Origin of the sequence: Arthrobacter rhombi (assembly GCF_900163545.1) — a bacterium.
Taxonomy (GTDB): Bacteria; Actinomycetota; Actinomycetes; order Actinomycetales; family Micrococcaceae; genus Arthrobacter_H; species Arthrobacter_H rhombi_A.
The window spans coordinates 41,175-65,753 of record NZ_FUHW01000033.1 but is presented as its reverse complement, the minus strand read 5'-3'; the positions used below and the strand labels follow the sequence as shown (position 1 = coordinate 65,753).

Here is a 24,579-nt window from a genome sequence, read left to right as displayed (position 1 = left end):
TGTTGTGTATTCGTGGGTGGTGCCGCAGCCCGCGGGCTGCGGCACCACCTCACGGAGAACGTCAGCGTTTCTGCTTGACGATCTTTTCCTGGTCGACGTTCTCTTCGCCAAGGGCGTCGTGTTCCTCGTGCCCGGGGCCAACCAACTGCTCACCCTGGCCGAAGAAGCCCTGCTTGAAGTCCTCGATGCCGGTGTTCAGCGCCTCGAAGGTGGACTCTTCCAACTTGCCCGTCTGGGTGATGGTGGTCAACACGTCGGTGCGGTTGCGCAGGTACTCGAGGAATTCCTTCTCGAAGCGGCGGACGTCCTCAACGGGGACGGCGTCCAGGTGGCCGTTCGTTCCGGCCCAGACCGAAGCAACCTGCTCGGCAACCGGGTACGGGGCGTACTGGCCCTGCTTGAGCAGCTCCATCAGGCGAGCACCACGGGTCAGCTGCTGCTTGGTCGCGGCGTCCAGGTCCGAGGCGAACATGGCGAATGCCTGCATATCCCGGTACTGCGCCAGTTCCAGCTTCAGCGTGCCCGAAACCTTCTTCATGGCCTTCGTCTGCGCCGAACCACCGACACGAGACACCGAGATGCCCACGTCGACTGCCGGACGCTGGTTGGCGTTGAAGAGGTCCGACTGCAGGAAGATCTGCCCGTCGGTGATGGAGATGACGTTGGTCGGGATGTAGGCCGACACGTCGTTCGCCTTGGTTTCGATGATCGGCAGACCGGTCATCGAGCCGGCACCGAGCTCGTCGGAGAGCTTGGCACAACGTTCCAGCAGGCGGGAGTGCAGGTAGAACACATCGCCCGGGTAGGCCTCGCGTCCCGGCGGACGACGCAGCAGCAGGGAGACGGCGCGGTAGGCTTCGGCCTGCTTGGACAGGTCGTCGAAGACCACCAGAACGTGCTTGCCGCCGTACATCCAGTGCTGGCCGATGGCCGAGCCGGCGTACGGTGCCAAGTACTTGAAGCCTGCAGGGTCCGATGCCGGGGAGGCCACGATGGTGGTGTACTCCATGGCGCCGTGCTCTTCGAGCGACTGGCGGACAGCGGCAATGGTGGAAGCCTTCTGGCCGATGGCCACGTAGATGCAACGCACCTGCTTCGTGACATCCCCGGAAGCCCAGTTGTCCTTCTGGTTAATGATCGTGTCGACGGCCAGGGCGGTCTTGCCCGTCTGGCGGTCACCGATGATCAGCTGACGCTGGCCACGGCCGACGGGAATCATGGCGTCGATGGCCTTCATGCCCGTCTGCATCGGCTCGCCAACCGACTGGCGCTGCGTCACGCCGGGAGCCTGGAGCTCCAGCGGGCGGCGGCCCTCGGGGACAATGTCACCCAGGTCGTCGATGGGCTGGCCCAACGGGTCGACGACGCGACCCAAGAAGTTATCGCCCACGGGCACGGAGAGAATCTCACCGGTGCGGTGGACTTCCTGGCCTTCTTCAATGCCTGCGAAGTCACCCAGGACGACGACGCCGATATCACGGGTGTCGAGGTTCTGTGCCAGGCCCAGCGTGCCGTCTTCGAAACGAAGAAGCTCGTTGGCCATTACGGAGGGAAGACCCTCCACCTTTGCGATGCCGTCACTAGCCGTGGTCACGCGACCGACCTCGACGCGCTCCGCGCTGCCCGGGTCATAGGACGCGGCGAAGTCTGTCAAGGCGTTGCGGACGTCATCGGCGTTGATGGTCAATTCGGCCATCTGCAGTCCCTGCTCTCCTAGATTGTGGTTTCCGACCTGTCGTGCTGGTGGAAACCGGGGTTTGTTTCAGTCTGTGGTGTCGGTGGACAGCCACCCTCCCGCACGGGGAGGGCTAGCTGGCCAACCGACGACGGAGTTCCGCGAGCCGGGTGGCTGCGGTTGCGTCAACAACCTCGTCACCGACGACTACCCGGATACCTCCAACTAGTGATGGATCCACTGCGGCGTTGATCTTCAGATCGCGTCCGTAGAGCTTGTTGAGCCCTGCCTGCAGTCGGTTGAACTGTTCGTCAGTCAACGGACGGGTGGCGCTGACATGCGCAATCCACCGCTGCTGGCGCTTGGCCACCAACTCCACGAACTTCTCCACGAGATTCGCCGGCTTCAGACCCCGAGGGGACTGAACAGCCTGGGCGATCAGGACTCGTGCGACCTCGCCGGCCTGCGGGGATACCCGGAGCGCAAGTTTGCGCTTGGCATCGTCCGAGGCCTGCGGGTCATCGAGCGCACGCTGCAGATCATGACTGGACCCCACAACCCTGATGAAGCCGAAAAGGTCTTCTTCCAGGGCTTCGAGACCGGCTGGTCCCTCTGCCTGGCGCTCAGCCACGCTGATGGCCACCGTGGCGGCCAGCGTTTCGAGTGCATCTCCGATGTCACGTGCCGAGCCCCACCGGGAACCGGCGAGGCCGGCCACGATGGATTCGGCCTCCGCGGAGACCTTGCCCCGCAGTAGCCGGGACGTCAGTGCGGTCTTTTCCTCGGTGCTGCGCGCTGGATCGGTCAAGGCACGGCGCAAGCCGGCATTGGAATCCATGATGCTCAACACGCCGAAGAGATCCTCGGCGAGCGGCAGCCCGACCGTCGGCAGTTTCGCCTCAAGGTCGGACTGGGCCGCTGCCAGGGAGTGGCTCGATACACCTGCCATTAGTTCGATGCACCTGCGCTCTGCTCGTTTTCGAGGTCGCTCAGGAAGCGGTCAACCACGCGGGCCGAGCGTGCATCGTCGTCGAGGGCCTCGCCCACGATGCGGCTGGCCAGCTGGGTTGCCAGCGTTCCGACTTCTCCACGGAGGGAGACGACGGCTGCCTGGCGTTCAGCTTCAATCTGGACCTGCGCCTGATCGGTGATGCGTGCGGACTCTGCCGCCGCCTTCTCCTTCAGGTCGGCCAAGATCTTGGACCCCTCCGCACGGGCTTCCTCGCGAATGCGATTGGCTTCCGTGCGGGCGTCCAGCAGCTGCTGCCGATACTCTTCGAGGGCTGCGTTGGCTTCTGCCTGTGCGGCTTCTGCCTTAGCGATCCCGCCCTCGATGGCTGTTGAGCGTTCCTTGTACGTCTTCTCGAATGCCGGAACGGCAAACTTGTTGACGATGTACAGCAGAACGAGGAACGTCACCAGCGTCAGTGCGATTTCCCACACGTTGGGGACGAGGGGGTTGACTTTCCCCTCAGCCGCGCTAATTGCTGCGTAGATCATGTTTCACCCGTCTTTCTTAGACTCTAACCTTCGGTTCCGAATACGGAGCCGAAGTTTAGACACGGCCCCAGATGAAGGCGAAGACGAGGCCCAGGATGGCAAGGGCTTCAGTCAGCGCCAGGCCGAGGAAGGCGATCGGCTGCAGCACGCGCTGTGCCTCGGGCTGACGTGCGACGCCGTTGATGTACGCGGCGAAGACGAGGCCCACGCCGATGGCACCGCCGATTGCGGAGAGGCCGTAGCCGATGGCGTTGAGGCTGCCGTAGATGTCCATTTGGTTCCTTTCAGAATGCCGGTTGGCAGGGTGTTGGATACAGGATGTTCCCCCGAGGGGGAATGGTTCTTAGTGTTCTTCGACCAACGCGCCTTGGATGTAGATGGCTGTCAGCAGGACGAAGACGTAGGCCTGGAGGGCCATGATGAGGACTTCGAAGAGGCCCATGGCCACGCCGCCGGCGAAAGTCAGCACGCCTAGGCCCTTGAGGAAGGCGCCTCCCTCCACGAGCATGAAGGACGTACCGGCGGCGGCGAGCATCACGATGAGGTGTCCGGAGAGCATGGTGGCAAACAGACGGAGACTGTGCGTGAGCGGGCGGACGAAGAAGTTGGAGATGATCTCGATGACGATGATCAGCGGCAGGATCGCCTTCGGGACTCCCGAGGGGACCACTGAAAGCTTTAGGTAGGCAATCCCGTGCTTCTTGAAGCCGAGGTAGATCCAGTACACGTAGACGATGCCAGCCAGTGCATAGGCGGTGCCCACATGCGAGGTGGTGGGCAGCTGGAAAATCGGGACGACCCCGAAGAGGTTGTTCAGCAGAATGAAGAAGAACAAGCTCATCAACAGCGGGACGTAGGGCTTGAAGTCCTTTTCCCCGATGATGTCCTTGCCGACCGAGTTACGGACGAAGTTATACGACATCTCGCCGAGGAACTGGAATTTGCCCGGAACGATCTTGCCACGGCGCGAGGTGGCCATGAAGAACCAGGAAATGAGAACGACGGACAAGATGACCAACAGCATCTGCTTGCCGAAGCCACTGCCGTAATCGGCTCCCCACGGGATGATTTCGGGAAGGTGCATGTCCTCTAGGCCGGGGGCTTTGAACCCACCTTCTGCGGGGGCCGCCGGAAGCGCAAGCGCGATCAACGCGGTTCCTCTCTGCTGTGTCCGTCATTGGGCAAAATCGTTGGAAGGCCGTTCAGGTTTCCCAACGGATGAAGTTTTTTGGTTCTTACTCGTCCGCACCAGAAATCGGCCCGGAAGCACGATCTTTTCGGTGGAGGACTGCCAGGTAATATCCGGCGGCGGCTCCAAGAAGGGCACCTGCCAACCAGATCCAGCGGGCATGCAACAAGAAGTCCAACAACCACCCTATCAAACCCCACGCGATGATCCCGCCAACGATGTAGTTGACGTTCTCCCGGAAGGGTGAGATCCCTCCGCCGTGGGGGCTGTCGCTTTTCGGTGGGGACATCAGGCCCCACCGGTTCCGGCGTCGGTGGCGGGAATCGGGTCGTTGTACAGCTGCAGGCGCAGCTTGGAGAAGGCATGCAACTCCACTACCTGCCAGATGACGACGGCCGAGACGACCCCGACCAGCAGCCAGGTTCCGTCCGTCCACGCCGGTAGGCCCAGACCGAAGGCCAGACCTCCCAGCAGAACGACCTTCACCACGTACCCGATCATGAACGCCCCGAAGGCGGCGGAGGGATTCCGCCGGCCCACCAGATGTCCAATGGCCAGGCTGATGCCAAAGAAGATGATGACCACGACTACCGATCCCAGGGCACTGCCCGCCGCTGCCGGCCCGCCGATGATCCAAGCCACCAGGGCCAAGAGGACGGCGGCGATGCCGGTGACGACAGAGCAAGTCCGCAGGATCGCCAGCCAGGGAGACGCGGTCTCCCCCGACTCCTTGACGACGCTTGCGCCGCCTGAGCCAGTCGCCTGAGGCATGTACATCCCATCTTTGACGCCTCCCCCGACACAACAAACTGAGTCGTCAAGGGGGTGTGGCAGCAATTCTACTTATTGTGTTTCCGCTGGAAACCTCGTCCGATTCTACACGAGATAGAAAACTATTCTGCACCGGGGGTGGCTAGGCCGCGACCTTGCCGCGCAGTCGCCCGATCCAGGCAGGACTCGAGAGATACAGAAACACCACGAACAAGATGAAGACGCCCCACAGGTACTGTCCCACCCCGTTCGACAGCACGGCCAGCACGGCACCACCGGCGCATAGCGCGGTCGCGACGGCCACCATCAGGGACGAGCCGAGATGGCTCAGACCGACGTCGGTCAGTCGTTGGTAGACGTGCTGTCGGTGGGCGGCATACCAGCGTTCCCCGCCGCGGATCCTGACCAAAAGGGTGTACCCGGTATCCGCCAGGTAGATGACCACTGGTCCCAGCAGGTAACCGGCTTCCATTCCGTTCAGGAACGCGGCAGCCCCCAATGCCGCCAATGAGCCGCCCAGCAGGTAACTTCCCACGTCTCCGAGGAAGACATGTCCCCGCCCCAGATTCCAGGGGAGGAAGGAGGCGAAGGCCGCGGCAACGACCAGCGAGGGGGCGATCAACCAGGTCTGGTGGTCGATGGCCCCGGCGCCGGCGAAGAAGAGTCCGACCACCATCCCGTGCAGTCCGCTGATCCCATTGATGCCATCCATGAAATTGGCAACGTTGATATAGGCGCTCAAGGCCAGCGCTCCGACGAGGATCCACCACCAGGAGCTGCCGGTGAGGATGACCATCGCCGTCGTACCCAGGGCACCGATGATCAACTGCAGGGAGAATCGCCACCCCACCGATACCCCGCGGTAGTCCTCCACCCAGCCCAGGATCGCAGCAGCGAGGGCAACCCCGGCCACGACGGGAAGCAGCCCCCCCGAGGGATTATCTGCGGTGAACCAGATGATCGAAAATCCGAGCATGATGGCCACCGTGATGGTCAGCCCCAGTCCGCGCACCGCGGTGATGGTATGCGAGGAACGGTCGTTGGGTACGTCGATGACCCCCAGTCGCTTCAGCAGCGGTATGAGGGCAAAAGGCAGCAGGATACCGGCAAGGAACGCGACGATCAGGGCCACGATGGCTGTTCCGGGCACTAGACGGCGCCTTGGCTGCCCGACACCGGACCGTCGGTGAGGCCCTGACGGTGTTTCCACTCCCCCAGGTCCATCACTGCTGGATCCAAGACGTCGATATGGGCGTGGGAGATCTTCGGGTGCAGCGGGCGTTCGTCGCCTTCACCTTCGCCGATGAGGTCCTCGTGCAGCTTCTCCCCTGGACGCAGGCCGGTGATTTCGATTTCCACGTCCTTACCACTGAGCTGGATCATATGCTCGGCGACATCGAGGATGCGTACCGCCTTGCCCATGTCCAGGATCATCACTTCCCCGCCCCGGCCGATGGCGCCGGCCTGGATGACCAGCTGGCAGGCTTCGGGAATCGTCATGAAAAAGCGGGTGGCCTCCGGGTCGGTGACGGTGACCGGACCGCCCTTGAGGATCTGCTCGGTGAACAACGGCAGCACGGACCCGCGACTGCCCAAAACGTTGCCAAAGCGGACGGAAACGTATTTACAGCCGGTTTCCTCGCCCATCCACGCGGTCAGCTTTTCGGCGACGCGCTTGGAGTGACCCAAAGCCGTGGTGGGGTTGGCTGCCTTATCGGTGGAGATATTGACGTAGGTGTCCACGTTCGCTGCCCGTGCCGCGTTGAGCACGTTCAGGCTACCGAGCACGTTGGTCTTCCAGGCTTCTTCCGGGTACTGCTCCAATAACGAGACGTGTTTGAGCGCCGCGGTGTGGAAGACGACCTCCGGTTTACGGTCCACAAAAATCCCGGTGAGGGTTTCGGCGTCGCGGATATCGGCCAGCACCGTGTCCTGCCCATTGAGCAGGCCTCGGCCGGTCAAGGAGATCTGGGTGGTCTGCAAACCGGTTTCATCCCGGTCGAGCATGATCAGTTCGGCCGGCGAGTACATGCTGATCTGGCGGCAGAGCTCGGAGCCGATGGACCCCCCGGCACCCGTGACCAACACCCGTTTGCCGGTGACGTAGCCGGCGATCTCGTCAACATGAATATCCACCGGATGACGGCCGATCAAATCCTCGATATCGACTTCACGGAACGAGAACTCGTGCCCACCGGTCAGCATGTCGCGCAGCGGCGGAACCACCAGGACCTTCAGGCCCAGCGAATGTCCCAGATCGCTGATCTCCCGGATGGCCACGGCATCCATATTGGCCATGGCCAGCAGGATCACCGTGGCCCGGGTGCGCCGGACGATGTCGGGGATATCTTCCCTGCGGCCCAGCACCGGGACGGAGGAGATACGCAAATGCTTCTTGCCCGGGTCGTCGTCGATCAGCCCCACGGGCTGCCAGGGTGAGAGCCGGTCGTTGCTCATCCGGGTCACGATGGAGGTGCCCACGAACCCTGCCCCGTAGATCAGCGTGCGTTCGGCGTGGTCCCCTGGTTTGGTTTTGCTTTCCACATGCATGCGTTTGGCGTAGCGGATTGCTGCCATGAAGATGCAGGCGAAGGGGAAGGCGATCAGGCCGATGCCGCGGGCGATCTGCATCGGGATGCCCGCGAAGAGCAAGACGATGGTCAGGATCACCGAGACCGTGACGGTGACGATCACCAGCAGTTTGGCTTCGTGGAAGGACCCGAAGCTATAGCGGCCCCGGTAGAGCGAGAGGGCGGTGCCGATGATGAGCTGGCTGACGATGGCCACGGCGGCGATGATGGCGACGCCGTCGATCTTTGCCGGGTCGAAGGTCATTTCGTAGCGCAGGATCATGGCGATGATGATCGCGATGACCCAGGCCACGGCGTCGAGCAGGAATTGCGAACCGAGCCAGAGGATCCGGTCGCTACTGGCGGTTTTGGGTAGATCGGGGCTTTGCCTGGTGCTCATGTGTTCGCGACGCTCAGGTCTGTGCTCCTCGTCAATGGTCCGGTGTCCCGGCAGGTGCCGCGGTGGGCGGCACCCGAAATCTTGGGTCGTACGTGCGGTAGGTCCCGCGGTCCTAGGCGGTGGCCGGCGGCGTGCCGGGTTCCCCGGCGTCGTCGTCCTCCTTCAGTTCTACACCAGAACCTTCGGGTTCGGCTTGAACGTTGGCCGCGTCGGGCCCTGACTCGTCGATACCGAGCAAGGAGGGGACCCTTTCGCGCAGTTCCGCCAGGCTCAAGGCCCCCTGGCGCACCACGCGCAGGACATCTCCGGTGCAATCAACAATGGTCGAGGGCAACGAGGATGTTTCCAGGCCTTCCTGCTCTGGAGGCCGTGGCCCCTCATCCAAGTAGACGGAGACCGATTCGCCGAGCATTTCCTCGGCTTCGGCAGCCGTGGTCGCGGCCGGCTGGCCCGACCGGTTGGCGCTGGAGACCGCCAGCGGGCCGGTTTCCTTCAGCAGGTCCCGGGCCACCGAATCGTCGGGGATCCGCAGGGCCACGGTGCCGCGGGTATCGCCCAGATCCCAGGACAGGCTCGGCTGGCTGCGCAGGATCAAGGTCAGTGCGCCGGGCCAGAAAAAGTTGGCCAGCAGCCGGGCGTCCTCGGGGACCTCGGCGGCCAGACCGTCCATGGTCCCCACCCGGGCGATGAGCACCGGTGGCGGCATGTTCCGTCCCCGGCCCTTGGCGGCCAGCAAGGTGGCCACCGCCTGTGCCGAAAAGGCGTCGGCGGCGATCCCGTAGACGGTGTCCGTGGGCATCACGATGCACTGTTTGGCCGTGATGGCCGTCTGTGCGGCGGCGATTCCTTCGGAGCGGGCGGGTTCGGTGGTGCAGTCAAAGCGTTCGGTCACGGGGTCCATTCTTCCATGTCGATCCGGCGGGGACGGCGGTCTCGGCCAGGTAGGCGGCTGTCACCCGGTCGGCGTCGTTGAGGTCACGATGGCCGATGACATCACGCCATCGACCGCTTTGGGCGAAGAGTTCTAGCATCGATGGTGCCTGGACTTCAGCGTGTTCCAGGGCCAGGTAGCCGCCGGAAACCAGCAGGCGGGCCCCCGTGGCGATCACCGCCCGCGGCAGGTCCAATCCGTCGTCCCCTCCCCCATACAGGGCCAGCTCGGGATCGTGGTCACGGACCTCGGGGTCCCGCGGGATGGCGCCGGGCGGAATATAGGGCGGATTCGAAACGACGATGTCGAAGGTCCCGCCCTGGGTCGCCAGGGCGGTGCGCAGATCCTCGGCGAGCAGGGTGACACCGTGCGGTGCTGTGTTGCGCTGCGCCCACGGAAAGGCTTCGTCGCTGAGTTCGACGGCGAAGACCTCGGATCCGGGGACTTCGCTGGCCACCGAGGCGGCGATCGCCCCGGAACCGGTTCCCAGGTCCACGACCCTCACGCTGCCCTGTTCGGCCAGCACGGCCCGGGCCCGGTCGATGGCCAATTGGGCCAGGACTTCGGTTTCGGGGCGCGGGATGAAGACGCCGGGCCCCACCGCCAATTCCAGGTGACGGAAATAGGCGATACCGGTCAGATGCTGCAACGGGATTCGTTGGGCCCTGCGGGCCACCAGTTCCTCATAGCCTTCGGGCGTCGGCGCCCCCGCCAGGGCCATTGCCAAGACACGCCCGCGCGAAACCGACAACAGGTGGGCGGCCAGCAGTTCGGCATCGGCACGTGGAGAAGGGACACCGGCGTCGCGCAGTTGTCCCACCGCCGTGCGCAGTGCCTGCTCCAATTCCACCGGAACCCTACTTCTGGTCGTCGCCGATGGCGTCCAGACGGGCCTGTTCGTCCATTTCGATGCAGGAGTTGATCAGCGGCTCCAATTCGCCGTTCATCACATGGTCGAGGTTATAGGCCTTATAGCCGGTCCTGTGGTCGGCAATCCGGTTTTCCGGGTAGTTATAGGTGCGGATGCGTTCCGAACGGTCCATGGTGCGCACCTGTGACTTGCGGACCTCGGAGTTCTCCGCGTCGATCTGTTCCTGCTGGTGGGCCAGCAGACGCGACCGGAGCACGCGCATGGCGGCCTCACGGTTCTGGATTTGGGACTTCTCGTTCTGCATGGCCACCACGATCCCGGTGGGCAGGTGGGTCAGACGTACCGCCGAGTCCGTGGTGTTCACGCTCTGGCCACCGGGACCCGAGGAGCGGTAGACATCGACTTTGAGGTCATTGGGGTGAAGGTCCACTTCCTCCGGCTCGTCGACCTCGGGCAGCACCAGTACGCCGGCGGCCGAGGTATGGATTCGCCCCTGGGATTCGGTGACGGGCACCCGCTGGACGCGGTGCACCCCTCCTTCAAATTTCAGGTGGGCGTAGACGCCCTGGGCCGGGTCGTTGGATTTGCCCTTGATCGCCATCTGGGCGTCCTTATAGCCGCCGAGATCGGATTCGTTGAAGGAGATGAGCTCCGTCTTCCACCCCATATGTTCGGCATAGCGGGTGTACATCCGCAGCAGGTCTGCGGCGAAAAGTGCTGCCTCGTCGCCGCCTTCACCGCCCTTGACTTCGAGGATCACGTCACGCGAGTCGTTGGGGTCCCGCGGGATCAGCAGGCGGCGCAGCTTTTCCTCGGCTACCGGCAGTTCGGCCTCCAGCGAGGTCACCTCATCGGCGAATTCGGCATCTTCGTCGGCCATCTCACGGGCAGCCTCGAGGTCTTCGGTGATCTGGACGTAACGCTGATGCGCTTCCACGATGCCGTTGAGCTGGGCACTGCGGCGGCCTAGTTTCCGGGCCTCGGCTTGGTCCTGATAGACGGCAGGGTCGCTCAGTCGCGCCTGAAGTTCGGCGTGCTCGTCGAGCAGGGACTGGATGGACTCGAACATGGCTGTACTTCTTTCTCGGCACCACTGGCGGTTGCGGGTTCTGTGTGGGCACCAGTCTAGGGACGAACGGGCCTTCTCTGGGGCTTAACGCATAACGCCCGGCCCGGTCGACGCACGATGGCGGGACCGGATCCGGGCGGTACGGGTAGCTAGGAGTCGGACTTGGACCCGAGGGTCGTCTTGGACACCAGCATCAGGAATTCCGCGTTGGACTGCGTTTCGCGGATCTTGGAGGTGAGGAGCTCCAACGCCTGCTGCGTCTCCAGGCCGGAGAGCACACGGCGCAGACGCCACATGATCTTGATCTCCTCGGGCGAGAGCAGGTTCTCCTCGCGACGAGTGCTCGATTCGCGGACGTCCACTGCGGGGAAGATCCGCTTATCCGCCAGCTGGCGGGACAGGCGCAACTCCATGTTGCCGGTTCCCTTGAACTCCTCGAAGATGACCTCGTCCATTTTGGAGCCGGTTTCCACCAGTGCGGTGGCCAGGATCGTCAGCGAGCCGCCGTTCTCGATGTTGCGGGCGGCACCGAAGAAGCGCTTCGGCGGGTACAGGGCCGCCGAGTCGACACCACCGGAAAGGATCCGGCCCGACGCCGGGGCGCTGAGGTTGTAGGCACGGCCCAGGCGGGTCATCGAGTCCAACAGGACGACGACGTCCATCCCCATTTCCACGAGGCGCTTGGCGCGTTCGATGGCCAGTTCGGCCACCGTGGTGTGATCGTCGGCGGGGCGGTCGAAGGTCGAGGCAACAACCTCGCCCTTCACCGTGCGCTGCATATCGGTCACTTCTTCGGGGCGCTCGTCCACGAGCACCATCATGAGGTGGACCTCGGGGTTGTTCACCGTGATGGCGTTGGCGATCGACTGCAGGATCAGCGTCTTACCGGCCTTCGGCGGCGAGACGATCAGGCCACGCTGGCCCTTACCGATCGGGGCGACCAGGTCGATCACGCGGGGCCCGACGAGCTTGGCCTCGGTCTCCAGGCGCAAACGCTCGGAGGGGTAGAGCGGGACGAGCTTATTGAACTCGACCCGGTCCTTGTTTTCCTCGACCGGCTTGCCGTTCACCGTTGTCAGCTTCACCAGGGCATTGAACTTCGCCCGCTGGTTGCCCGAGTTGTTGTTGTTCTCGCCGTCGCGTGGGGCGCGGATGGCGCCAACAACGGCGTCGCCCTTGCGCAGGTTGTGTCGCTTGACCTGGTTCAGCGAGACGTAGACGTCGTTGGGTCCTGGCAGGTAGCCGGAGGTGCGCACGAAAGCGTAGTTCTCCAGGACGTCCAGGATCCCGGCCACCGGCAGCAGGACATCGTCCTCGGTGACCTCGGTGTCATCGACCTCGGGCTGATTGCGGTTGCGTCCGCGACGGTTGTTCCGGTCGTTACGATCATTGCGGTCGTTGCGATTGCGGTTGCGGTCGCGGCGGTTGTTGCGCCCGCTGCGGTCGTTGGAGTCATTATCCCGGCGGTTGTCGTTATCCCGGCGGTTGTTGTTATCGCGCTGGTTGTCCTGCTGGTTGTCCCGGCGGTTGTTATTGTCCTGCTGGTTGTCCCGGCGGTTGTTATTGTCCCGCTGGTTCTCCTGCTGGTCGTTCCGGCCCGCATCATTCTGCTGGCTCTTCTGGTTCTCTTCGCGGTGTGTCTCGCGGGAGTCAGAGGAGTTTCCGGAATCGTTGTTGTCGCGGCGGTTGCGTGAACGACGGTTACGCGAACGGTCGTTCCCGCGGTCCTGGCGTTCGTCCGTGTGACCCGAGGACTGCGAACCTTCGTGCTGCTGGCCGTCATCCTGGTTTGAAGCCTGTGGGGCCTCGTTGCCTTCAACGGTCTCGGGGGAACGGCGTGAGCCGCGGCCTCGACGCTGGTTGGAGCCGGACTCGTTGGAGCTCTCGGTATCGGCTTGAGGGGTGGAGGCGGCCGGCGTCGAATCCTTCGACTCGGTCGGCGTGCTCGCCCCGTCGCTGCTGGCCCGACGGCTGCGCCCACGGCCACGGGCCGGGCGCTCCTCGGAATCGCTCTGCGGGGCAGCCTCTACCGGCGCCTTCTCGGCGGTCTTCGCCTTCTTGGCGGAGCCATCCTCGGATCCGGTCTTCGGGGTCTTTTCGCGGTCCGCGACGGAGCCGCCGCGCTGGTGGTTCGAGATGGCGGTGACCAGGTCACCCTTGCGCATCCGCGATCCGCCGGTGATCCCCAGTTGTGACGCCAACGCCTGGAGCTGGGCGAGCTTGAGCCCGGCCAATCCGGCGTTCTGTGGTGCCGTCGACGTTTCTTCCACGCCTGCGGTCAGGCTGGTGGTTTCGGTCACGAAGGTTCCTTCCCCCTCGTCGGGCGGATCATATCGGAACGATCCGCTGGGTTGTCTTCCGGTACTCCGCTTCAGATGCGGGCCGGCTGCGGACATATCGACAAACGCCGATAGTGCCCTGAAGCATTCATCCTGTGTGGTGGCCGCCGGTTCCCCGGCAATCGAGGCACGGCCAGCATGAAAGCCGCACACGGTCTGCTGCGGGTCGACACAGGGGAACCGTAAAAATGGAGTTCGCGAAGTGCACGATCCGTGCGTTCCCCGATCCCGATGGTGACCAAACGTCTCCGTCGCGGATGGCGGGGGTATTACCGCTAGTGCGACTCCACTCTAACACCCGTGAGGTCGATGCCGGGCATCAGGACACGCCACGTCACGGCGGTGGACACCGATTCGGGGTTGCGCCCTGCCGCCCCGGCAGCGGAAATGAGTTCGACGACGGTATCGGCTTCCTCAGCCGACGTCGCCAGAACGAGCACCGTGGGGCCGGCACCGGAAACCACTGCCGCATGCCCTGCGGCACGCAGTCGCGAGATCAGTTCGGCCGAGGCGGGCATCGCCGGGGCCCGTTGATCCTGGTGGAGCCGGTCCTCGGTGGCCGTCAGCAACAGCTCCGGGTGACCCGCGAGGGCGTGGACCAACAGCCCCACATGGGCTCCATTCGCCGCGGCAACACCGTGTGCGACGGTTCCGGGCAGCAGCGAACGGGCCATGCGGGTGGAAAGCTCGGTGTCGGGGATCGCCACGACCGGCAGGATCGAGGCGTCCAACTCCAACGCCGTGCTGCTGGCCCCGTGCCCGTCCTGCAGCGATAAGGTCAGGGCCCCATATACCGCCGGGGCCACATTATCCGGGTGGCCTTCCAGCCGGGCGGCGGCGGCAAAAAGCGGTTCGCGCTCGATGAGGTCACGGCGCAGGGTCTCGGGCAGCAGGGCATCGGCCGCTGCCAGCCCCGAGACGATGGCCGCCGCAGAGGAACCCAGCCCCCGGCCGTGCGGGATCACGTTATGCGCGTGCAGCCGCAGTCCCGCCGGCGCGGCGCCGGCATCGGCCCAGCGGGCGAGGATGGTGCGGGCCACCAGGTGGTGGGCATCGGTGGGCAGGCATCCAGCCCCCTCCCCCTCAATATCGACCTTGACCCCGGTTTCCGCCGTCGTGGTGACCGTCAAGGTATCGCGTAGACCCAAGGCCAACCCGAGGCAGTCATAACCCGGCCCCAGATTGGCGGTGGTCCCGGGCACCGAGACTTTCACGCGCTGGCCGGGGGCGATCACCGGGCCCTGGACCCGTGCCTGGGGAACGGGAACGCCCGGGGAATTGGTGCGGTCCATTCTTCAGGCCAGGCCGAGGGCGTCGGCCACTGCGACGACATCGAAGTCCACCTTGGTGGGGGTGACGTCCGAGCCGTCCGCATTGCGCAGCGCCCATTGCGGATCCTTGAGTCCGTGACCGGTGACCGTGATGACGATCTTCTTGCCTGCCGGAACGTTCCCGGCGGCGTGGTGCTTCAGCAGCCCGGCGACCCCGGCTGCGGAAGCCGGTTCGACGAACACCCCTTCCTTGGCCGAGAGCCAGCGGTGGGCATCGAGGATTTCCTCGTCGCTGACGGCATCGATCATGCCGCCTGATTCATCGCGGGCGGCTTCGGCCTGGGCCCAGGAGGCGGGGTTGCCGATCCGGATCGCAGTGGCGATCGTATCGGGTTCGGTGATCGGGTGACCGGCGACGATGGGGGCCGAGCCGGCAGCCTGGAAACCCCACATGATCGGCCGTTTGGTGGCCACGGGGGCCAATGTGCCTGCGGTGGCGGATGCGTAGGGCTCGGAGTACTCCTGGTAGCCCTTCCAGTAGGCGGTGATGTTCCCGGCGTTGCCCACGGGCAACAGGTGGTAATCCGGGGCATCTCCCAGGAAGTCGACCACTTCGAAGGCACCGGTCTTCTGGCCTTCGATGCGTGCAGGGTTCACCGAGTTCACCAGGAATACCGGATAGTTCTCGCTCAATTTGCGGGCCACGTCCAAGCAGTTATCAAAGTTGCCGTTGACCTGCAGGAGTTCGGCACCGTGGGCGATGGCTTGGGAGAGCTTGCCCATGGCGATTTTGCCGTCGGGGACCAGCACGGCGCAGGTGATGCCCGCCTGGGTGGCGTAGGCGGCAGCGGAGGCCGAGGTGTTGCCGGTGGAGGCGCACACGACGGCCTGGGCGCCGGAAGCCACGGCAGCGGTCATGGCCATGGTCATCCCGCGGTCCTTGAAGGAGCCGGTGGGATTCATCCCCTCGACCTTCAGGTACACCTCGGAGCCGGTGAGTTCGGAGAGGGCCGGGGCAAAGACCAGCGGGGTGCCGCCCTCCCCCAGGGTGATCACCCGGGTGGACTCGTCCACGGGCAGTCGGGATGCGTATTCGCGGATAACACCGCGCCACTGGTGGGCCACTTAGTTTCCTTCGACTCTGAGTACGGACGTCACGGCGGTGACGACGCTGAGTTCCTTGATATCTGCCACGGTGGCGGCCAACGCCGCTTCGCTGCCACGGTGGGTGACGAAGCGTAGCGAGGCCGAGCCGGGGGCATCCCCCTCGACGTCCTCGGGGCTTTGGCGCATGGTTTCGATGGACACCTTGTGGTCGGTAAAGATCTTCGCGATCTTGGCCAGCACGCCGGTCTTATCACTGACCTGCAGACCGATGCTGTAGCTGGTCCGCACCGCGTCGATGGGAAGGGCCTTGACCTGGCCCACGGTGGCTTCGGTGCGTCCGGGGCCACCCAGGACGACGCGTCGGGCCGCGGAGACCACATCGCCGACGACTGCGGAAGCCGTGGGTCGTCCACCGGCGCCCTGGCCGTAAAACATCAGTTCGCCGGCGTTGTCTGCCTCAACGAACACGGCGTTGAAGGCCCCGTGCACGGCAGCCAGCGGGTGGACGCGCGGAATCAGGGTCGGGTGGACCCTGACCCCGACGCCCTCGGTCCCGCTACCATTGCCCAGCCGTTCGGCGATCGCCAAGAGTTTGATGACCATTCCCTGTTCGCGGGCGGCGGCGACGTCTTCGGCGGTGACGGAGGTGATGCCCTCGCAGTCCACATCGTCCAGGTCGAAGGGGGCGTGGAAGGACAGGGTCGCCAGGATCGCTGCCTTCGAGGCGGCGTCATGGCCTTCGATGTCCGCCGTCGGGTCGGCTTCGGCATAACCGAGTTCCTTGGCCTTGGTCAAGGCATCGTCGAAGGCCGCGCCGGTGGTGTCCATCGCGTCGAGAATGTAGTTGGTGGTCCCGTTGACGATGCCCATGACCTTGGTGATCCGGTCACCGGCCAAGGAATCGCGGATGGGCCGCAGGATCGGGATCGCACCGGCCACGGCTGCCTCGTAGGAGAGCTGGACACCGGCTTCATTGGCTCGGGCGGCAAGTCCTGGCAAGTCCTTGGCCAGCAGCGCCTTATTCCCGGTGACCACGGTGGCTCCGCCATCGATGGCCCGGCGGATCAAGGAGGCTGCCGGTTCCAGACCGCCCATGAGCTCGATGACGATATCAGCGGAGTCCACCAGTGCCTCGGCATCGGTGGTGAACAGCCCTGCGGGCAATTCAACATCGCGCGGCGCCTCGAGGTTGCGCACGGCGATGCCTGCTAGTTCCAGTTCAGCCCCGGTCCGTTCGGCAAGCACTGCGGCGTCGTCCAGCAAAATCCTGGCGACTTGCGAACCGACATTGCCGCAGCCGAGGAGGGCCACCTTGAGTTTTTTCACGTGTTACCTACGCTCCCATGTCACGGGCCAACAAATCGTCTTCGGTTTCCCTGCGGATGATGACGCGGGCGACACCGCCACGAATGGCGATCACCGCGGGCCGGCCCAGGTAGTTGTAATTACTGGCCAAAGCCCAGCAATACGCACCGGTTCCAGGGACCGCGAGGAGGTCGCCCGCCGCGACGTCGTCCGGCAGGTAAACATCCCGGACGACTATGTCACCACTTTCACAGTGTTTTCCAACCACACGGGACATAATCGGTTCGGCATCCGTCACACGCGAGGCGAGCACCGCACTGTAGTCAGCCTCGTAGAGGACCGGGCGGGCATTGTCGCTCATCCCACCATCGACCGAAACGTAGCGTCGGGGCAGTGTGCCGTTCCCGTCCTCGACCTGAACGGTCTTGCGCACTCCGGTCTCGTAGAGGGTGAAGGTACTCGGTCCGGCGATCGCTCGTCCGGGTTCGATGGAGATCCGTGGGACCGCCAACCCCAACACAGTGGCTTCTTCGTCGACGACGGCGGCCATGGCCCGGGCCAGTTCGGCGGGCTCCCGCGGGGTATCCGCTTCGGTATAGGCGATCCCGTAGCCACCGCCCAGGTCCAGCTCGGGCAGTTCCACCCCGTGTCGATCCCGGATGGCGCCCAGGAAGCCGAGCATGGTGCGGGCGGCGATTTCAAACCCTTCGGCTTCGAAGATCTGCGAGCCGATATGGGCGTGGACGCCCAACAGGTTCACTTCAGCTGCCTCCAGTGCCCGAGCCACGGCCACCGCTGCCGGCGAACTACCGGTCGCATCGGGGACCATCGACAGACCAAATTTCTGGTCCTCATGGGCGGTGGCAATAAATTCGTGGGTACTGGCATGGACCCCCGGGGTCAGCCGGAGCATCACGTTGGCGATGGCACCCTGCGTGCCGGCGATCAAGATGATGCGTTCGAGCTCATCCTGGCTGTCCACCACGATGCGGCCCAACCCCATCTCCAGGGCGGTGCCGATCTCAGCGGCGGATTTGTTGTTCCCATGCAGGGACAGGTTCGCCGCCGGCACTCCGGCGCGCCGAGCCACCGCCAGTTCGCCGCCCGAACAGGTGTCCAGCCGCAGGCCTTCCTCGGTCACCCAGCGGGCCACCTCGATGCTCAGGAACGCCTTGCCGGCATAGTAGACGTCGACCCCGCCGCAGAGTTCGGCGAAAGCGGAGTCGAAGGCGTCACGAAAGCCGGCGGCACGGGCCCGGAAGTCGTCCTCGTCCAGCACGAAGAGGGCGGTACCGTATGCGCGGGCCAGCTCGGAGACGCGCAGGCCCTGCACGGCCAGTTCGCCGTCCTCGGTGCGGGCCACCCCGGCGGCCCATTGGACCCGGCGCAACTCGTTGATGTCCCTCGGGTAGCTCAACCAGTCGGGAGCCAGATTCGATGCGGCCACGGTTACATCTTCTCCGGTGCCGAAACGCCCAACAGGTCCAATCCGTTGGCGAGCACCTGGGTGGTGGCGTCGTTGAGCCACAGGCGGGTGCGGTTGATGTCCTCGACCGGTCCGTCGGCCAACGGGGTGATGCGGGCCGCCGCATACCAGCGGTGGTAGGCCCCGGCCAGCGATTCGAGGTAGCGCGCCACACGGTGCGGTTCCCGGAACGAAGCCGCCTGACCCACCACCGAAGGGAACTGCCCCAGCATGGCCAGCAGGTCGTTCTCGGTCGCGTGGGTGAGCAGGCCGGCATCGAATCCAGTGCGTTCCACACCCTTGGCCACGGCATTTCGGGCCGCGGCGCAGGACCGTGCATGGGCGTACTGGACGTAGAACACCGGATTGTCGTTGGTGTTCTTCTTGAGCAGCTCGGGATCCAACGCCATCGGCGAATCTGCCGGGTAGCGCCCCAGCGAGTAACGCAAGGCATCAGCCCCGAGCCAGTTGATCAGGTCCCGCAGCTCGATGATATTGCCCGCGCGCTTGGAGAGCTTGGCGCCGTTGACGGAGATCAGCTGCCCGATCAGGATCTCGATGTTGTGGTCCGGGTCGTCACCGGCACAGGCGGCAATGGCACGCAGACGCGAAACGTAGCCGTGGTGGTCGGCGCCGAGCAGGTAGATCTTCTCGTCGTAGCCGCGGTCCTTCTTCGAGAGGTAATAGGCGGCGTCTGCGGCGAAATAGGTGGGTTCGCCGTTGGCCCGGACCATCACCCGGTTTTTGTCATCTCCGAAATCGGTGGTGCGCAACCACACGGCGCCGTCCAGGTCCTCCACATGGCCCTGTTCGCGCAAACGCGCCACTGCGGCCTCGACGGCACCTTCGGAATGCAACTGCTGCTCGGAGAAGAACACGTCGAAGCTGACCCCAAAGTCCTTCAAGGTTTCCTTGATGTCCTTGAGTTGGGCCGCATAGGCCAACTCCCGCACCACGGGAAGTGCTGCCTCCTCGGTCAGTTCACGGATCCGCGGGTGCTCGGTAGCGACCTGAGCCGCCAGCTCGGCGATGTATTCACCCGGATAGCCACCCTCGGGCACCGGCAGGTCATGCAGGCGGTTGTAGACCGAACGCGCGAAGACATTCATCTGCTTGCCGGCGTCGTTGATGTAGTACTCGCGCGTCACCTCGGCCCCACTGGCCTTGAGCACGCGGGCGATCGAGTCGCCCAACGCGGCCCAGCGGGTATGCCCGATATGCAGCGGACCGGTGGGATTCGCCGAAACGAATTCCATGTTCACCACATGCCCGACCAAGGTCTCGTTTGAGCCGTAGGCGGCCCCGGCCTCGACGATCGATTTGGCCAGCTCGCCGGCGGCAGCAGCGTCGAGGGTGATGTTCAGGAAACCGGGCCCGGCGATGTCGACGGAGGCGACCCCGGGGATCGAGACCAGGCGTTCGCGCAATAAACCGGCGAACTCGCGCGGGTTCATACCGGCCTTTTTTCCCAGCTGCAGGGCGATGTTGGTGGCCCAGTCACCGTGGTCACGGCTCTTGGGTCGTTCCACCCGCACGTCGTCGGGCACATCGACGGTGAATTCACCGGCGGCAACGGCTTCGCGCAGGCAGGCGGAAATGGCGAGGGAGAGTTCTTCAGGAGTCACCCACCAAGGATAACTGTCAGGTAGGCCCGACTCCGATTCGATGACCGCACTGCCCCGACCGGTCCCTCACCAGGCTCCCGTCATCGTGCACCCCTGCCGTCAGAATGCTCCTACTGGTAGATTCACCCACCAGCAGGTCAACGATGACCAAGAGGATGGCAATGGGACGAACCACGGGCGGGATACCGCGTCCTACCGCGGCATTTCTGGCGGTTTTCCTCGGTGCCCTGCTGGTCGTTTTCGGTGCGGCGAGCCTGCCGTCCCTCAGCCACAACAGCCCGGCGGGGCTCCCCCAGCAGACCGGGGCCTTGAGCGCGGATGCCTCCCCGTCGGCAGCACCGGAATCCGAGGGGCCGATCGAAGGTACGGTGGCCCCGCAGAAGCAGCCGGACCAGGACACCATCTCGTCCATCGGCCAGACGATCGCCGCCACCATCTTTGCCGGCATCATCCTCTTGCTGGCCTTGTTGGTGCTTTCCATGCGCCGCAGGGACCGTGCCGACGCCCAACCCGAAACCGCTGTGGCCGACGAGATCGCCCGCGAAGCCACCTTGCGCGCCGAAGTGGCTGCGAGCCTCTCAGGTGCTGGGGCCACGCTTGCGGAAGCCACCGCAGATCAGCGCCCCTCCCGCCTGATTGCTTCCTGGGCCGAGCTCGAACGCCTCGCCGCGTCGGCCGGGCAGCAGCGCCGCGGCTCCCAGACACCCACCGAGCACGCCGGGGCCATGCTGGCAGCCTTCGGGGTCTCCAGCGCCCCCTTGGCCCGTTTATTGGCCCTCTATGAGCGGGCCAGATACGACGTCGGAGCCCCAGGATGGGAACCCGACGCGGCCCAGTGGCGCCGCGCCAGCGCCGATTTCATCCTGCTCGCCGAAGAAGTCTCGGCTGCCGGCCGACACCGTCCTCCCCGCCCCGCCAGCGTGAACGCATGAACCGTCCACAGCCGGGAAAACCCGGGAAATCTGCGTGGATCGGCCCGCTGTCCTTCGGCGTCATCGCCTGGGGTTTCTGTCTCTACACCCGTATCGATGCCGGCCATACCGCGATTTTCACGGCCCTCGGCGTCTGTCTGGGCTACGTGTTCACGATCCTTCCACTGTTGACGTTCTCCACCCGGCTTCCGCTGGATCCCGGGCGTCCACCCAACGGCAACCAGGGCTTCCGGGCCTTGTCCTTCTCGCTGCTCTCCAAGCGCCTCAGCCGGCATTCCCCGGCGGCCCAGGCCTTGGAGCACGCCGTCCGCACCGCGGTCCGGTTCGCAGGAGAGGCCGAAACGGTGGGCCCGGCCACCGCGGTGGCCCACCGTGAGCTGGAGGCCGGCCGCGATCTCACCTCCCGGCAGGCCACCGCAGCGGCCTACGAAGTCGATATCTGGCTCTCTCAGGACCCATCTCTGCCCCCTCCCCCGATGAAAGGTCGCTCATGACCGATCCCGCAGCAGGCCCCCAGCCGATGGAAAGCGCCACCGCCGAAGAAGTGACCGCGCGTATCGCCGCCGCGGGCGCCGCAGTCTTGGAGGGGGTCGGGCAGGCGGTGATCGGCACCCGTGACCCGTTGCGGCTGGCCTTGGCCGCCGTCCTGGCCGGGGGCCACGTCTTATTTGAGGATATGCCGGGGTTGGGCAAGACCCTGGCGGCCCGGTCCCTCGCCCAGACACTCGGACTGGGTTTTCGTCGATTGCAGTGCACACCAGATCTGCTGCCCTCCGATGTCACCGGCTCCTCGATCTTCGATCCCGTCGCCCGCAGCTTCGACTTTCAGCCCGGCCCCGTCTTCACCGGTCTGCTGCTGGCCGACGAAATCAACCGCACCTCCCCCAAAACCCAATCCGCACTCTTGGAGGCCATGGCCGAAGGGCAGGTCTCCGTCGAGGGCGCGACCCATCCGCTCCCCGTTCCCTTCCATGTCTTCGCCACCTCCAACCCGGTGGAGTTCGAAGGCACCTATCCGCTGCCGGAGGCACAGCTGGATCGTTTCCTGGTCCGGCTGGCGCTGGGGTATCCGCTGGCGGGGGCCGAAGCGGACATCGTGTCCAAGAGGTTGCTGCGCGGTCTGGTGGAGCCGGTACTGGGCGCGGTCTTGGATCCGTCCTCGCTGCGCCGGCTGCAAGAGGATTTGGCGGTGGTTCCTGTTTCGGCGGACATCATCGCCTATGCGGTACGCCTCACGGCAGCCAGCCGGGAGCTGGATGACGTCCAGGTCGGGGCGTCACCCCGGGGCTCCCAGGCGTTGGTGTTGATGGCCCGGGCCGTCGCGGCACTGGATGGGCGGGCCTATGTGGTCCCGGAGGACATCAAGGAAGTGGCCGTTCCGGTGCTGGCTCACCGGCTGGTGCTCTCCCCTGCGGCGTGGGCCCGAGGAACGGATCCCGTGGCGCTCATCGACGAAGTCACCGGCTCAGTTCCGGTCCCGGCCACGGCACCGTGAGCCCCGGATCCGGCGGCCGGCCAGCCACGACGGACCACCCGGCCTCCCGACTGGTGGATACCCGACGGCAGCCTGCGGTGGCCGGCCCCGCCGCCAGATCCCCGCAATGGGGGGTGGCAGTGCTCTTGGCCCTCCTTTTCGGCGTCGGGGCTGCCATCGCCCGCCGCCCCGATATCGCGGTGCTCGGGGCCCTGTTCGCCCTGATCGCCGTCTCCACGCCGCGACGTTTCGGCAACCAGCATGTCCCCACCGTCGAATTCGATCGCTCCACTCGTGGGCCCCTCTTGGGAGGGGCCCGACGCCGGATCCTGTTCCGTGATGCTGCCAATAACACGCAGGCGGGCCCCGCATTGATGGTCGTACGAGCCGTGGCCCCGGGTGGGCGGGAATCGGCGGTGGTCACCACGACGGCGGAATCGACCGGGCTCGGCATCCGGGTCCCGCGCGGTGGGCGGCGCGATCTATTGGTCTACCGGGTATCGGCCTTCAGCCCCGATCTGGGCATCTGCCGTCACGAGGCGGAGACCGGAAAACTCACGGCCATGCTCCAGCCGCAACCCGACCCGGTACGACGTCTGCCCATCCCTTCGGCGCTACGTGCCCATGCGGGGAACCATCACGCCCGCCTGCGTGGAGGAGGGACCGAACTGCGAGATGTCGGCCCACTCAAACCCGGCGATGACCGCCGCCATATCGACTGGAGGGCTTCGGCCCGCAGTACCGACGCCTCGGGCATACCCCTGGTCCGCCGCTACCTGGCCCCAGCCGACGCCGGGGTGACCCTGGCGATCGACGCCCGGGTTGATTTCCCCGGCCGCGTCGCCGCCTGGATCGACCCGACCCTGGACGCGCTGCGCATGGAGACCAGTCTCCAGCTCACCCGCAGTGCGGCCGGCTCCCTGGCCGCCGCCTACCTGGCCCGTGGTGACCGGGTCGGAATGCTGGACGCCGTCGGGTTCTCTTCGCCGGTCCGTCCGGCGGCCGGGTACCGCCAGCTGGAACTGGTGCGTCGGCGCCTCGCCGCCCTGATGGTTTCCGCCAGCAGCTTTCTGCCCAGGCGGTTACCGACACCGGCGCCGGGAACACTGGTCTATTTCTTCTCCCCCCTGCTGGACCACGACGTCGCTTCGATTCCGGCGCGCTGGGTGAGGGCGGGTCATATCGTCGCCGTCGTCGACACCCTGCCCGAACCAGATGCCACCGATCTCCCCTTCTCCGAGGCCCAGGCCCTGACCCTGCTCATGGCCACCCGTGCCGCAGTGCGGGCCGAGTTGGCTGCCGAGGGCATCGAGGTGTTGCCCGCGGCGGGCCTGCGGGAATCCGTGGAACGCTGGGGACTGTCCCGGGCCCGTGCCAACTCCCTGCCCGGAGGTGTCCGATGAACATGTTGTCGCGTCGGTTCCGTCCCGAACGCCGTCCCCCGTCGATGGAGCCGTTGGCCGTCGGGACATATCCGGCCTCACTGCTGGCCGTCCTGGCGGCTGGTATGCTCGTGGCCGGCTGCCTGCCAGCGGCGGTGCTCAACGCCGAGGGGTGGGACCCTCTGGCTCTCGGTTCCGGGGTGACCGTCGTGGTCGCCGTCGCCGTGCTGGTCCTACGCTGGCCCCAACACGTCACGGCCCTGATTGCCTTACTGTTATTGGGCGCCGCCTACCTGCAGGTCAGCACGGTGGGGTTGTGGACCCTGCCGCTGTATGTTGTGGCCGCCCATGGCATTTATCTGTTGTTGGCGCTGGCTGCCCTGGCACCACGATCGGCCCGTTTCACCCGGGACGCGCTCCTCGAAGCCGCCCGGGCCGCTGCGGCGCCGCAAATCGCTGCCCAGCTTCTCACCGTCGTCGTCTTCCTGCTCTCCTGGTGGGCCACACCGGCCACCGGCGCCTTCGGGGCCCTGGCCGGCATCGCCTCGGCAGGTATTTTGATGGCCGGCGCTTGGGCGGCCTCACGGGTTGCCCGGCGCCCGGAGAATCCCGACTAGTGCCCCGGGGCCGCCCGGGTTGCACGTGGGCGTCCGGTTCCTGCTAAGCTCTTTGAGGTTCCCCGCCGCGCAGCAATCTGCGGCAC

The 24,579-nt window shown here is 65.3% G+C and carries 22 protein-coding genes; 5 read left to right on the top strand and 17 right to left on the bottom strand.

Going from position 1 to position 24,579, the window contains the following annotated elements:
• Positions 1 to 61 precede the first annotated feature (61 nt).
• The 17 genes from atpA to argS form a co-directional block, all read right to left on the bottom strand.
• On the bottom strand, positions 62 to 1,696 hold the full coding sequence (gene atpA / locus FM101_RS09660; protein WP_086998943.1) for a F0F1 ATP synthase subunit alpha: 1,635 nt from the start codon (positions 1,694 to 1,696) through the stop codon (positions 62 to 64).
• A 112-nt stretch (positions 1,697 to 1,808) separates the two neighbouring features.
• The gene (locus tag FM101_RS09655) at positions 1,809 to 2,624 is read right to left on the bottom strand and encodes a F0F1 ATP synthase subunit delta (RefSeq protein ID WP_086998940.1); all 816 of its coding nucleotides are present in this window, start codon (positions 2,622 to 2,624) and stop codon (positions 1,809 to 1,811) included.
• Entirely contained in the window at positions 2,624 to 3,175 is a 552-nt protein-coding gene (locus tag FM101_RS09650; RefSeq protein ID WP_086998937.1) for a F0F1 ATP synthase subunit B, read from the bottom strand. The genes FM101_RS09655 and FM101_RS09650 overlap by 1 nt, the downstream gene beginning before the upstream one ends.
• A gap of 55 nt (positions 3,176 to 3,230) precedes the next feature.
• Positions 3,231 to 3,449 (bottom strand): ATP synthase F0 subunit C, encoded by a 219-nt coding sequence (atpE, locus tag FM101_RS09645; protein ID WP_086998932.1) that lies wholly within the window; start codon positions 3,447 to 3,449, stop codon positions 3,231 to 3,233.
• A gap of 69 nt (positions 3,450 to 3,518) precedes the next feature.
• Entirely contained in the window at positions 3,519 to 4,325 is an 807-nt protein-coding gene (gene atpB, locus FM101_RS09640; protein ID WP_086998928.1) for a F0F1 ATP synthase subunit A, read from the bottom strand.
• A 327-nt stretch (positions 4,326 to 4,652) separates the two neighbouring features.
• On the bottom strand, positions 4,653 to 5,135 hold the full coding sequence (locus FM101_RS09630) for a hypothetical protein (RefSeq protein ID WP_143269266.1): 483 nt from the start codon (positions 5,133 to 5,135) through the stop codon (positions 4,653 to 4,655).
• 142 nt (positions 5,136 to 5,277) lie between these two features.
• Complete coding sequence (locus FM101_RS09625; protein WP_086998919.1) at positions 5,278 to 6,285, bottom strand: UDP-phosphate glycosyltransferase; 1,008 nt, start codon at positions 6,283 to 6,285, stop codon at positions 5,278 to 5,280.
• Complete coding sequence (locus tag FM101_RS09620; protein ID WP_086998916.1) at positions 6,285 to 8,105, bottom strand: polysaccharide biosynthesis protein; 1,821 nt, start codon at positions 8,103 to 8,105, stop codon at positions 6,285 to 6,287. Before FM101_RS09620 ends, FM101_RS09625 begins: the two co-directional genes overlap by 1 nt.
• 112 nt (positions 8,106 to 8,217) lie before the next feature.
• Positions 8,218 to 9,006 (bottom strand): L-threonylcarbamoyladenylate synthase, encoded by a 789-nt coding sequence (locus tag FM101_RS09615; RefSeq protein ID WP_428844154.1) that lies wholly within the window; start codon positions 9,004 to 9,006, stop codon positions 8,218 to 8,220.
• The gene (gene prmC, locus FM101_RS09610) at positions 8,981 to 9,886 is read right to left on the bottom strand and encodes a peptide chain release factor N(5)-glutamine methyltransferase (protein ID WP_086998913.1); all 906 of its coding nucleotides are present in this window, start codon (positions 9,884 to 9,886) and stop codon (positions 8,981 to 8,983) included. Before prmC ends, FM101_RS09615 begins: the two co-directional genes overlap by 26 nt.
• Positions 9,887 to 9,893: 7 nt before the next feature.
• Positions 9,894 to 10,976: a peptide chain release factor 1 gene (gene prfA / locus FM101_RS09605; protein ID WP_086998911.1), complete on the bottom strand. Its 1,083-nt coding sequence runs from the start codon at positions 10,974 to 10,976 to the stop codon at positions 9,894 to 9,896.
• A 149-nt stretch (positions 10,977 to 11,125) separates the two neighbouring features.
• Positions 11,126 to 13,276: a transcription termination factor Rho gene (gene rho, locus FM101_RS09600; RefSeq protein WP_086998949.1), complete on the bottom strand. Its 2,151-nt coding sequence runs from the start codon at positions 13,274 to 13,276 to the stop codon at positions 11,126 to 11,128.
• Between the two features lie 314 nt (positions 13,277 to 13,590).
• Positions 13,591 to 14,607 (bottom strand): homoserine kinase, encoded by a 1,017-nt coding sequence (gene thrB, locus FM101_RS09595; protein WP_086998908.1) that lies wholly within the window; start codon positions 14,605 to 14,607, stop codon positions 13,591 to 13,593.
• Positions 14,608 to 14,610: 3 nt separating this feature from the next.
• Positions 14,611 to 15,711 (bottom strand): threonine synthase, encoded by a 1,101-nt coding sequence (gene thrC / locus FM101_RS09590; protein ID WP_086998906.1) that lies wholly within the window; start codon positions 15,709 to 15,711, stop codon positions 14,611 to 14,613.
• Positions 15,712 to 17,019, bottom strand: a complete 1,308-nt coding sequence (locus FM101_RS09585) for a homoserine dehydrogenase (protein WP_086998903.1) — start codon at positions 17,017 to 17,019, stop codon at positions 15,712 to 15,714.
• A gap of 7 nt (positions 17,020 to 17,026) precedes the next feature.
• A complete protein-coding gene (gene lysA, locus FM101_RS09580; RefSeq protein ID WP_086998900.1) occupies positions 17,027 to 18,445 on the bottom strand; it encodes a diaminopimelate decarboxylase in 1,419 nt (472 codons plus the stop codon).
• A gap of 2 nt (positions 18,446 to 18,447) precedes the next feature.
• Positions 18,448 to 20,088 (bottom strand): arginine--tRNA ligase, encoded by a 1,641-nt coding sequence (argS, locus tag FM101_RS09575; protein WP_086998897.1) that lies wholly within the window; start codon positions 20,086 to 20,088, stop codon positions 18,448 to 18,450.
• Positions 20,089 to 20,249: 161 nt separating this feature from the next.
• Here argS and FM101_RS09570 point away from each other — a divergent pair, with 161 nt between their 5' ends.
• The 5 genes from FM101_RS09570 to FM101_RS09550 are packed head-to-tail and all read left to right on the top strand — an operon-like array spanning position 20,250 to position 24,493.
• Positions 20,250 to 21,020 carry a DUF4129 domain-containing protein gene (locus tag FM101_RS09570; protein WP_158225929.1) on the top strand — a complete coding sequence of 257 codons (771 nt, stop codon included), beginning with the start codon at positions 20,250 to 20,252 and terminating at the stop codon, positions 21,018 to 21,020.
• Positions 21,017 to 21,514: a hypothetical protein gene (locus FM101_RS09565; protein ID WP_086998891.1), complete on the top strand. Its 498-nt coding sequence runs from the start codon at positions 21,017 to 21,019 to the stop codon at positions 21,512 to 21,514. Before FM101_RS09570 ends, FM101_RS09565 begins: the two co-directional genes overlap by 4 nt.
• Positions 21,511 to 22,515, top strand: a complete 1,005-nt coding sequence (locus FM101_RS09560) for an AAA family ATPase (RefSeq protein WP_086998888.1) — start codon at positions 21,511 to 21,513, stop codon at positions 22,513 to 22,515. Before FM101_RS09565 ends, FM101_RS09560 begins: the two co-directional genes overlap by 4 nt.
• On the top strand, positions 22,512 to 23,897 hold the full coding sequence (locus FM101_RS09555) for a DUF58 domain-containing protein (protein WP_086998885.1): 1,386 nt from the start codon (positions 22,512 to 22,514) through the stop codon (positions 23,895 to 23,897). Before FM101_RS09560 ends, FM101_RS09555 begins: the two co-directional genes overlap by 4 nt.
• The gene (locus FM101_RS09550) at positions 23,894 to 24,493 is read left to right on the top strand and encodes a hypothetical protein (RefSeq protein ID WP_086998882.1); all 600 of its coding nucleotides are present in this window, start codon (positions 23,894 to 23,896) and stop codon (positions 24,491 to 24,493) included. The genes FM101_RS09555 and FM101_RS09550 overlap by 4 nt, the downstream gene beginning before the upstream one ends.
• Positions 24,494 to 24,579: the final 86 nt, after the last annotated feature.